Origin of the sequence: Flavobacterium sp., assembly GCF_039595935.1 — a bacterium.
In the GTDB taxonomy this organism is placed as follows: domain Bacteria; phylum Bacteroidota; class Bacteroidia; order Flavobacteriales; family Flavobacteriaceae; genus Flavobacterium.
Window position 1 is genome coordinate 1734268 of the sequence record NZ_JBCNKR010000006.1, and the last position, 11506, is coordinate 1745773.

Sequence of the window (11506 nt, forward strand, 5' to 3'; positions counted from 1 at the left end):
TCATACAATCAGTATTTTAACTTTTTTCGACAGAATTTTCTTCATCAGTTTTGAGTTAATAAATCAGCTAGTTTTTAGTTCTTAATGAATTACACATTACGGTACGTTTGCCTAAAAGTTAAATTTATTCTGGGTAAAACTTTACGTGCTGTTTTGGGAACATGGTGCTGCCAAAAACTATTTGTAGTTCCCGCCATTAGTAAGAAAGAACCATGATGAAGCGGTATTTCAACCAGCGGAATATCTTTCCTGAATTTATGACGGAGTTTAAACATTCTAGTTTCTCCAAAAGTAACAGATGCTATAATTGGGTCTTTGCCACACTTATCTTCTTTGTCGCTGTGCCAGCCTACGCCATCTTTTCCGTTTCGATATAAATTTAATAGAAGACTGTTAAAGTCAAGCTGGGTTTCTTTCTCAACACGGCTTCTGATTTTTAATAATTCATACGTCCAGTCAGGCCCGTTTGGATCAGCACCAACGTTGTCTTTATCCTCATACCAGGCAATCATTCGGGGTACGGTATACGTTTTATCGTAAATCTCCATTTCATATTCTCTCCATTTGGTCTTACGCAGTATTCGTTCATAAAAAGAATCAGATTCTTCTTTGCTGAAGAAATTATCAATCAGAATCAGTTCACAGTCCGGAAGATCAAATATTTTTTTACCTCCGTGTCCGGTAGTAAATAATTCGGTGTCGCTAAATAGTGTCATAATTTTGAATTTTACAGCTCTATTTTTCTCTAATTTGATTTTAGACTAAGAAATGTTTTTTAAAATATACTTTTCCGGGATGCTTTTCTGCATAAGTAAAAATCAACTGTTCGATATATTGATTGCTTTTATAAGGCGTAACATAATTTTTTACGTCTGAAGGTTCATGAATCGAAATATCCGAAGGAAGATATCCCATGCCATAAAAATGCCCGTTTTCAATCCAGACACAGCTGCGTTCTTCTTTTGATTTTCCTTTATCAATAATCGCAAAAGTAGGTCTGTTATTTAAGAGATAATCAATTGCGTTATCGACTTGTGCATTGTGCATGATAACATCAGGAAGACTTTTTACTTCATTATTATAGAAAAATTCTCCTTCATTTTTTGAATATTTGCAGAAACGATGATCGATTTCAAAACGTTCAGCCAGATTACGAAGTAAATTAATACCTTCATGCAAACTGCTGAATTCATGAATGCAGACCTGAAATTTACTTACTTTCCCGATAGCCAGATATTTATAACCATTTCGGGCTTCATATTGATAGATGCCAAATTTGGCTTCAAAACGTTTTAAGGCTCTGTTGTAAGTTGGCCAGAGTTTTTTGATTTCGGTACATTCCAGTAAAAGCGCCATTAATTCGGTAGCGCATACTTCAAAAGAAATTCCATGAATATCTCTTAAAAAATGCTGTCTCTGCGGATTGATATTGTTTCCGCTGAAATGCGAGGCGACACGTTTTTTCAGATTAATAGCTTTTCCAACATAAATCACTTTTTTTGCCTGATTATAGAAATAATAAACACCTGGTTTTTCGGGTAAATTATTAAAATCATCTGGTGGAAGGTTAGGAGGCAAACGCTGATCCTGAGCCGTTTTTTTGATCATTTTTTCGATTTCTCCGGCATCATCCCATTCCATTAAAAGAGAAAATAATAACGCTGTAGCATCTGCATCTCCGCCGGCACGATGTCGGTTTTCTAAATTGATATTTAAAGAATTACAAAGATTTCCTAAACTATAAGAACCTAATCCCGGTTTGATTTTTCGGGCTGCACGAACGGTACAAAGTTTTTTTGCAGACCATTTAAAACCAGCCTGTTCCAATTGATGATGCACAAACGAATAGTCAAAGTTTACGTTATGAGCAACAAAAATACGATCTGTCAGCATTTCGAGAACTTTCTCAGAAATATCATCAAAGATTGGCGCATTGGCTACCATTTCGTTATCAATACCCGTTAATCCAAAAATAGAAGGAGGAATGTCCTGTTGAGGATTTACAAGAGTTTCATAACGCTCCAATACATTTTTGCCATCATGAATAATGATCGCAATTTCTGTAATGCGGCTGCCACTGGCATTTCCGCCTGTGGTTTCAATATCGACTATAGCATATTCCGTATTTTTCATCTGTATATAACGTAAAATGTTTTATTTCTGTTGTTTAACTAAGCTTTGACTATAATAACATCTTTGAGTAAAGTCGAAAACTTAGGAGATAATCTGTTTTGCCTCATTTTCCATTGCCGCCCTAAAGACTGTACACCGAATTTAATTTTGTTGTTGCCATAATCCCGGTTCATTTTATCAATTACATTCATTAAAGGCTGATGTTTAGGATTTGAAGTATTGAACAGATTCAGTTGTGTTTCGCTGTTTGGCGTTAAACCCATTACAATTACACCGGCTTTTTTATAACGATAGCCTTTTTTAAAAATAGCTTTAAATCCTTTTTGCGCCGCTGCATTCAATTCTATCGTAGAATTGGTTGGGAAATCGGTTGTAATGGTAATACTTCGTGAATAATGCGATTCTTCATTCTTTATAAAACTCGTCTGTATAAAAACCGTTACCATATTACAATGACAGTTCTGACGCCTTAATTTTTCGGCACAAGAAGCGGTAAACGTGCTGATTCGTTCTGATATTTCTTCATAAGTGGTATATCTTTTTTCGAAAGATCTTGTTGTGGCAATCATTTTTCGGTCTGCAGCTTCTTCTAAATCTAAAGTTGGTTTTCCTTCTAATTCATGTTTCAATCGCAGTCCTACAACCGACATTTCTTTTCTGACCCAGGCATCTGGTAGTTGGGTAAATTGATAAGCCGTATTAACTTTTTTGGCTTTAAGTCGTTTAGCGTGCTTTCTTCCAATTCCCCATACATCTTCAATTTTAGCCCATTTTAAGGCTTTAATTCTTTTTTCTTCCGAGTCAATGCAATAAACGTTTTGCGTACGATCTGCAAATTTTCGGGCAATTTTATTCGCCATTTTTGCCAAAGCTTTGGTTGGCGCAAAACCTATGCTAACAGGAATGCCTGTTCCTTGTGTGACTTCTTTTCGCATTTTCAGCCCCAGTGCATTCAGATCAAATAAATCGTAACCAGAGAATTTTAGGAAAGCTTCGTCGATGCTATAGATTTCGATTTCAGGAGTATAATTTCGAAGTAAATTCATTACCCGATTGCTCATATCGCCGTACAACGGATAATTGGAAGAATAAACAAAAATGTTCTTTTCCTTAAAAATAGATTCGTATTTAAAAGCAGGAATTGCCATTGGTATACCCAAAGCTTTAGCCTCGTCAGAACGCGAAATAACACAGCCGTCATTGTTTGAGAGAATAACGATAGGTTTTCCTCTTAAATGCGGTTCAAATACTCTTTGGCAAGAAGCATAAAAATTGTTACAATCGACTAAAGCAAACATTTTTAAATGTGTTATTTATTTCTATTTTGTCAGTCTGAGCGAAGTCGAAGACCTTTTATTTTATGAAGCACTTCGACTTCGCTCAGTGTGACATTAAACTCAAAAAGTTTTAATGCTGTGGGTTACAATTCCCCAAATCACAAAATTATTTTCGGGAGTTACTTTTATAGGTTTATAATCTTCATTTTCGGCAATAAGCCAGATAACGTCTTTTTCTATTCGAATGCGTTTTACGGTAAATTCGCCATCGACTTGGCACACAGCAATTTTATTATTTTGAGGTTCCAGACTTTTATCAATAATCAATAGATCACCATCATTGATACCAACATTTTTCATGGAATGCCCTTTTACTCTGGCAAAATAAGTAGTGTATTGATGTCTGATTAATTCTTTATTAAGATCAATCGATAATTCGATAAAGTCATCAGCAGGTGAAGGAAAGCCGGCACTTATACCAACATCAAAAAAAGGAATTTTTACATCCGAACTTAAATCAGGGATGTAAAAGGCTGTTAATTTTGTGGTATTTGTATTTTTCAATTTCATAATCACTCCCAAAAGGCGTTTTTTATACAAAACAAAATTAGTACAGATAATAACATTTTATGTATATTTGCTGTTCCAAATTATAACAAATTTATTATGTCCTTATTTTCAGACAACATCAGAGCATTAAGGGTTAAGCATAAAATATCACAGGAGAAATTAGCTGAAAACCTGATGATTACCCGAGGAAGATACGTGAAATACGAAGACGGAACTTCGGAAGCACCGTATGATATTTTAAAAAAGATTGCATTATATTTTCATATGAGTATTGACTTGATATTATCTGTCGATATACGTAAAATTGATGTGCAAAATTTGATAAAACTGGAAGGCAACCGACTTATTTTACCAATTCAGGTTGATAGTTTTGGAGAAAATTATATTGAAATTGTATCTCAAAAAGCAAAAGCAGGTTATCTAAACGGATATGCTGATCCTGAATATATAGAAAGTTTACAGCAGATTACACTTCCTTTTTTAGGTCCAGGAAAACATCGCGGATTTCCTGTTGAAGGTGATTCGATGCCTCCACACGAAGATGGTTCTATTATTATTGGTCGTTATGTGGAAAAGCTGGGAGAGGTGATGGACGGAAAAACTTATATTCTTATTACTAAGAATGAAGGAATGGTGTATAAACGTCTCAATAAAAACAAAAAGAACGCTTTGGTTTTAGAATCAGATAATAGTTTTTATCCAAATTATGAAGTAAAAGCTTCTGATATTCTGGAGATTTGGGAATATGAATGTAATATTGGCCGTTCGGATAAAAAACAAGAAACAACGGAAACCGGAGCAATGAAAGATTTGCTTTTAGAATTAAAAAGAGAAGTTAGAGAGATTAAGAATAATACTTCGAATACATAATTTTCTCCGCCACGAATTCACGAATTACTTTAAATTAAAATTCGTGAATTCGTGACTAAAAAATTACACAAAACCATTCAAAAATCCTTTTAATCTGTGAAATCTGTGGCTTTAAAAAACTTTGCGACTTAGTGCCTTCGTGGCTAAAAAAAACTAAAATACCTTCACAAAGCTCAAACCATATTGCTGCCCATTATAAAAAGGTGCAATCATAGAAGTTGATTTTACTTCTGATGAAGATTTGAATAATTTCTTAGTGATATACGGATTCATCCAATACGCAATTTTTGTACTCAAAATCCCGATTCCGGCTCCGGCAGCAACATCAGTCAGCCAATGACGATTGTTGTAAATTCTGAAAAGTCCCGTTCCGGTTGCGACAGCATAACCCGCAATTCCGTACCAAATCGATTTGTCTTTGTATTCCTGCCATAAAAATTCGGCTCCGGCAAAAGCGGTGGCGGTATGTCCGGAAGGGAAAGAGTTGTTCGAACTTCCATCCGGCCTTTCTTCATGTACAATCGATTTTAAGCTCAGAACCGTCGTTGCCATAATCGCATATGAAGTCACAAATATTACAGAACGGTCACGCATATTATTTTTGCCTTTTACGCCAAAAGCATTCAACGCATATACAGATGCGGCAGGTGCGTACTGAGAGAAATCATCAATGGTGATTTTCTCGTCAATGTCTTCAGTAACTTCTTTTTTGATTTGAGAATTAAAACTCAAAAGTTGATCACTTTTTAAACCAATTACACCATAACCAATCAAAACCGACGGAATGATCAATTGTTTGTAATGGAATTTTAATTGATGTGAAGTACTGTCAATTTTTGTAATCGAATCATTTTGCTGTGCATTCGCAGAAAATAACCCGAACAGGAATACCAGAGAAATTGTTTTGTGGAACATTGTTTTTGTAGTTATATTTTGCAATAGTAACGAATGTTCTAAGCTGGTATTTTGGTCTTAATTGAACCTTAAGCGAAATTTAATCTGTTGGTTTTGAAAAGGATAGTTGTATTAAGATTGGCTAAATTATTACAGAAAAAAGCATTGTAAATATTGTGTAATCCCTACGGGATAAATATATGTGGGCAGAAATTTTTTCTACCAATATATAATCTCTACGAGATACTCCTTTAGGAGTTAAATATTGGTAGAAAAAAAATATAAATTACAAGAAAGTCCCGTAGGGACGATCCATATTGTAGGGCTGGATTTCAATCCAGTCTAATTATGAATTGAGCCTACCGGCTTTTTTGTATTGCGGAATTTCTTTGTCAACCGGATTGAAATCCGGCCCTACAATATGGTTCGAGCCGATGGCTCTTTATTAATATAATTCGTGAAAATTTGAATTTGTGGTAAATAAAACCACACAAAGTCATTCAGAAATCTGTTTAATCCTTTTAATCTGTGGCTAAAATCTAAGCTTTCAACGAAAACCAAAACGTACTTCCTAATCCCAAGTTACTCTCAACACCAACACTTCCGTTTTGAGCTTCGATAAATTCTTTGCTTATCGCCAAACCTAATCCCGTGCCGGATTTCTGACTTCCCGGAACCTGAAAATATTTATCAAAAACCCTGTCTTTATATCTCGTGTCAATTCCTTTTCCGGTGTCGATAACTTGAAATACAATTTGATTGTTTTCTTTTTTTAGTTTGATGTGAATCGTACTTTTTTCAGATGAATACCGAATCGCATTCGATAAATAATTAATTAAAACCCAGCCTGTTTTTTCGCTGTCGGCTTTTACTTCGGTTAAGTTTTCATCGGCATGAACAATTAACTGAATCTGTTTTTGATCAGCTTGAACTTTTACCGCTTCAACAGCATAATTTACAATTTGATGCGGGTTGCTTTTCTCAATATTCAGTTGAATATTTCCAGTTTCCAATTGCGATAAATTGAGTAATTCTCCCGTAATTTTCAATAATCGCTGACTATCATCTTTAATGCTTTCCACCAATTGTTTCTGATCGTCGTTCATATCGCCTGTTTTAGCATTTTCAAGCAATTGAAGACTTAATTTTATAGACGCAATTGGTGTTTTTAATTCGTGTGAAACTGTGGCAATAAAATTAGTTTTGGCAAAATCCAGTTCTTTAAAAAGTGTAATATTTCGCAGAATAATTACATCGCCAATATTGATTTCTTTTTCTTCTCCCGTTGGAACTATGGTAATTTTCAGAATTTCTTTTTCAAAATAACTTTCCTTTCCGTTAGCAAAGATTTTCAGAGGCTGTTTTTTAGGAGTATCTGAATCTTCTTTTAAAATTAAAGAGCGAATTAAATCATTTGATAAAGCCAATTCCGAAGCTGATTTACCAATAACATCTTCCAGTTTCAAACCAATAATTTTCAGAGCTTCATCATTGGCAAACAAAACAATATTTTCATTATCCAAACCAATAATCGGATCATTCATATTATTGATAAGAGTTTCTAGACGTTTCTTTTCAAAAAAGAGTTTATACAAATTACTGTCATTATATTCCTGAAGTTTCTGCGCCATCGTATTGAACGATTTTGCAAGATCGCCAAATTCGCTATGACTTGTAAAATGAACTCTTTCAGAATAATTTTTATTCGCAATTTCCTTAATACTCAGCGTTAACTCTTTTATAGGATTGGCAATATTATTCGGCAGATTCACCAGCAGATTAAAAGCAATTAAAAAGCATAAAGTCCCGACAATTGCAATCCATAAATTAGCATTTTCTGCCGTATGTTTGGCAATATCGCTTTTCTGTTTTATGGCATCGAGATTCAGCTTCATAATAGCAAAAATATCCTGCCTGATTTGCGTTTTTAAAGCTTCATTCGAACCGTTCTTTTCTAAAAGCGCAAAGCTTTTTTCAAGGTTTGCTGTAGCTTCTTTTTCTCCGGGCTCGGTAACATTTTGCGTTTGTTTTTCAAGATATTCTTTAAAAACAAGAATCTTATTGTCGTCATTCATTTTAATTTCATCCAAAGACAAAATCATATTTCGGGAATATTCAAGCGTATTATAATTTGCTTTCAGAATATTCTCTGTATCTGCTTTGATCAAAAAAACAGAATATCCGCTAACCAGCGAAAGTATAATGATCATTAAAAATAACAATCCAACACCCAGATTCAATTTGGTTTTAATTCTCATGACGTTTATTTAAAAACAAGTTTTTTTTATTTGAACCATTAAGATATTAAGGAAATTAAGCTTTAAACTTAATGAAACTTACAAAGAGAAAATTAAGCATAGCCTTTATTGACTTAATATCTTAATGGTTAGAAAAATTACGACAATATTACAAGATCAACATTTGACAAAGACAATTTGTTTAGCAAACGTCTAAAAATTGTTGTAGACAAAATTACTTTAAACAAATTAAAATGCGGTTTCCCGATGCAGACTGTTGTAATTTGTTTTTCTTCTACCGTTTTCAAAATAGCATCCGTAATATTTGAATTTTCCAGTTTAATAACTTCCGCACCCAATTGCACAGCGAGTTTAAAGTTATTAATTAAATGTCTTTGTTTGTCAAGTGCAATTCTATTACTGCTTTCTTTTGGTGTTTCTACATACAAAACATACCACGAACCATTATAATAACTGGCTAATCGAGCCGCTTTTCTAATTATAATTTTGGCTGTTTTTTCATTGCTGCTAATACAAGCCAATAATTTTTCATGCCGTAAAGCATGCAGATTCGGAACCTCACTTTCTACTTTTCGAACCACCTGACTTGCGACTTCTTTCAATGCTAATTCACGCAATTGGAGAATTTGTTCCGATTTAAAAAAGTTCGCCAAAGCCGTTTGAATTTTATCAGGCGTATAAATTTTTCCTTCTTTCAAGCGAGCAATCAAATCTTCCGATGTTAAATCGATATTCACGACTTCATCCGCCAATCGAAGCACATTATCAGGAATTCTTTCCTGAACATCAATATTGGTAATTCGTTTTACATCTTCGTTTAAACTTTCAATATGCTGAATATTAACCGCCGAAATTACATTAATTCCTGCATCGAGAATTTCTAAAACATCCTGCCAACGCTTTTCGTTTTTGCTTCCTTCAATGTTGGTGTGCGCCAATTCATCTACAATAACAACTTCTGGTCTAAGATTAATAATCGCCTGAACATCGAGTTCGTCGAGCTGTTTTCCTTTATAAAAAATAGTCCGTCTCGGAATAATCGGAAGACCAGCTAACAGTTCATGCGTTTCCTTCCGCATATGCGTTTCGATGTAGCCAATTTTTACATCGATTCCGTTTTTCAATAACGAATGCGCTTCCTGAAGCATACGAAAAGTCTTGCCCACACCAGCGCTCATTCCAATGTAGATTTTAAATTTTCCTTTCCGTGATTTCTGAATCAAATCCAGAAAATGCTGTGCGTTATTTTCGTTTTCCATGTTTTTTTTTGTTTTGCCACAAAAACACTAAGGTGCTGAGTTTTTGTTTCACGCAGATTTTAAAAGATTTAGGCAGATATTCGCAGATTATTAATTAAAAATCCATTTAAATCTGCTATAATCTGTAGAATCTGCGTGAAATATATTTTAATCAATAAGATTCTTTTAGAAACTAATAGCTAATGCTGTTGTTACAAACGTATTTGTATCCGTTGGCAAATTGTTTTTGGTGAAGATTTCATCTTTGCTTGAAAGATTTCTAGCTTCAATTCTAAACATAACATTATCAGTTACTAAGTAGTCAAAGTTAGCTGAAAATCCGTAAGTTTTAAATCCGTTTGGCGTTTCTGTTGCGATGATTACACCTTTTTCGTCGCTGTAATATTCACCTCGTGCCGATAGCTGAATTTTATCTGTCGGTTTGTATTGCAGAATCACAACAGGCGAAAACCAAGCATCATATTTGTCGCTTCCTTTAGCCGATTGCTGTGAACCAATATCAAAACCAGTCGTTAAGTTTACTTTTTCAGCCACTTTAAATTGTCCGTAGAAATTATTGAAATAACGCCATTTTTTATCCATATCCGGCTGTTCATTTCCAACATAAGTACTCCAGTTTAAAGTCACATTATCAGATGGCTTAAAAGTAACCTGAGTTCCAAAAGCTGGAGTCTGATTGCCTTCCACTTTTTCAATTCTCTGCCAGCCGTTCAAATACATCGCTGCCAAATACCATTTTCCAGATTCAGAAGTATAACCAATTTTCACCCCCGCTTCATAATAAGGCGAGTTCTCCGCCAAAATGCTTCGGGTCAAAGTTTGGCAATCTTTTCCAATCGCACTTTCAAAACCAATATGCGATGGCATGATTCCTGCATCAATCCATAAATTATGGTTTTTAGAAATTTTTACACCAACATTAGCTTCGTAAACATTTTGCAAAAGACCTTGTTCGGCAGACATATTATACTGCGGATAAGTTCCAGCCATCAAGGCAAAATTCCCCCGAATATTTTCTTTCGAATAATTCACTTTTGCCATTCCCAAATTTAGGTTGACTTCATTGCTTTTATTATAACTGTAAAAAAAGTTTGGTCGAGTATGATTTTCCGGTTTCCCGAAATCGTAGCTGTAATAAACGTCTACATATCCTGAAAACGTAAACGGACTTTTAGATGTTGACTGTGCGTGTAAATTGCTAAAACCAAAAGCGATTAAAGCTGTAAGTATTATTTTTTTCATTTTTGTGGTATTCAATTATTTATTTAGTAGATTTTTTAGGAGCTAATCCCGCTATCCGTTTCAATCTTTTGTGTCTCGTTAAAGAAACGAGACACAAAAGGATTTCCACTACTATCAGGGCTAGGGCATTTGGGGTAAAAAGGCGTTTTCTTTTCCTGTAAGGTTTTCAAAACCTTGTAGGCATTTAATTTAAAGTTTGATTTACGCTCTGTTTGTCATTCCGAGGAACGAGGAATCTCCGCAAGAAACTCCGTAAAGTAATTCGTCAATCTTTGTCGAGTTTCTCGTGGAGATTCCTCGTTCCTCGGAATGACAAACGTTGTGGTTACTGTATTATAATTTCTAACTAGTCTATCATACACGCCTACAAGGTTTTGAAAACCTTGCAGGAGAAAATCTTAGAATCTTAGCAACTCAGAACCTTAGCATCTTTAGCGAAGCGCATCCAAAGCCACATTCAATTCCAAAACATTCACAGTTTCAGGTCCAACAACAGCAGTATTAATTTTAGATTCTACCAAAGCTTTTACTTTAGCTTCATCTAGTTTTCTTTCTTTAGCAATTCGTTTCACCTGAATCAAAGCCCCTTGTGGAGAAATATTCGGATCCAAGCCACTTCCTGAAGCCGTAACCATATCTGATGGAATATCAGATTTTTTTAAATACGGATGAACCAATAAAAGCGTATCAATTCTTTTTTGAACCAAAGCCAGATAATCGGCATTGCTTGGTCCTTTGTTGCTTCCGGCACTTCCCGCAGCATTGTAATCAACAGCCGAAGGTCTTCCCCAGAAATAATTTGATTTGTCGAACTTTTGTCCGATTTTTTGATAACCGACAACTTTGCCGTTAACGGTGATAGTTTCTCCTTTTCCTTGATTGGGAGCCAATTGTCCAATTCCGTAAATTGCTAAAGGATAAATAACTGCGAATAAAACTAAAGTAACCGCAGTAAGTTTTATGAGTGAGAATATATTTTTCATTTTTTTCATTTTTTTTATTT

At 34.7% G+C, this 11506-nt stretch carries 10 protein-coding genes; 1 reads left to right on the top strand and 9 read right to left on the bottom strand.

The genetic code is table 11. The features are described 5' to 3' along the window. Nucleotides 1–89: 89 nt before the first annotated feature. From ABDW27_RS17285 to umuD, 4 genes are all read right to left on the bottom strand, one after another. Nucleotides 90–716 carry an alpha-ketoglutarate-dependent dioxygenase AlkB gene (locus tag ABDW27_RS17285; protein WP_343697019.1) on the bottom strand — a complete coding sequence of 209 codons (627 nt, stop codon included), beginning with the start codon at nt 714–716 and terminating at the stop codon, nt 90–92. A 40-nt stretch (nt 717–756) separates the two neighbouring features. Beyond that, a complete protein-coding gene (locus tag ABDW27_RS17290) occupies nt 757–2133 on the bottom strand; it encodes an exonuclease domain-containing protein (RefSeq protein ID WP_343697020.1) in 1377 nt (458 codons plus the stop codon). 38 nt (nt 2134–2171) lie between these two features. Further along, nucleotides 2172–3431 carry a Y-family DNA polymerase gene (locus ABDW27_RS17295; RefSeq protein ID WP_343697021.1) on the bottom strand — a complete coding sequence of 420 codons (1260 nt, stop codon included), beginning with the start codon at nt 3429–3431 and terminating at the stop codon, nt 2172–2174. Nucleotides 3432–3530: 99 nt separating this feature from the next. Then, the gene (gene umuD, locus ABDW27_RS17300; RefSeq protein WP_343698140.1) at nt 3531–3980 is read right to left on the bottom strand and encodes a translesion error-prone DNA polymerase V autoproteolytic subunit; all 450 of its coding nucleotides are present in this window, start codon (nt 3978–3980) and stop codon (nt 3531–3533) included. A gap of 96 nt (nt 3981–4076) precedes the next feature. On the opposite strand from umuD, the gene ABDW27_RS17305 reads away from it, so the two are divergent. Then, nucleotides 4077–4850 (top strand): LexA family transcriptional regulator, encoded by a 774-nt coding sequence (locus ABDW27_RS17305; protein WP_343697022.1) that lies wholly within the window; start codon nt 4077–4079, stop codon nt 4848–4850. A 153-nt stretch (nt 4851–5003) separates the two neighbouring features. Here ABDW27_RS17305 and ABDW27_RS17310 read toward each other — a convergent pair whose 3' ends face one another. The 5 genes from ABDW27_RS17310 to ABDW27_RS17330 form a co-directional block, all read right to left on the bottom strand. Next, nucleotides 5004–5765, bottom strand: a complete 762-nt coding sequence (locus tag ABDW27_RS17310; protein ID WP_343697023.1) for a phosphatase PAP2 family protein — start codon at nt 5763–5765, stop codon at nt 5004–5006. 518 nt (nt 5766–6283) lie between these two features. Next, entirely contained in the window at nt 6284–8002 is a 1719-nt protein-coding gene (locus ABDW27_RS17315) for an ATP-binding protein (protein WP_343697024.1), read from the bottom strand. A 137-nt stretch (nt 8003–8139) separates the two neighbouring features. Further along, the gene (locus ABDW27_RS17320) at nt 8140–9261 is read right to left on the bottom strand and encodes a sensor protein KdpD (protein WP_343697025.1); all 1122 of its coding nucleotides are present in this window, start codon (nt 9259–9261) and stop codon (nt 8140–8142) included. A 165-nt stretch (nt 9262–9426) separates the two neighbouring features. Further along, a complete protein-coding gene (locus ABDW27_RS17325; RefSeq protein ID WP_343697026.1) occupies nt 9427–10503 on the bottom strand; it encodes a porin in 1077 nt (358 codons plus the stop codon). Between the two features lie 431 nt (nt 10504–10934). Beyond that, complete coding sequence (locus ABDW27_RS17330) at nt 10935–11486, bottom strand: K(+)-transporting ATPase subunit C (protein WP_343697027.1); 552 nt, start codon at nt 11484–11486, stop codon at nt 10935–10937. Between the last annotated feature and the right edge of the window lie 20 nt (nt 11487–11506).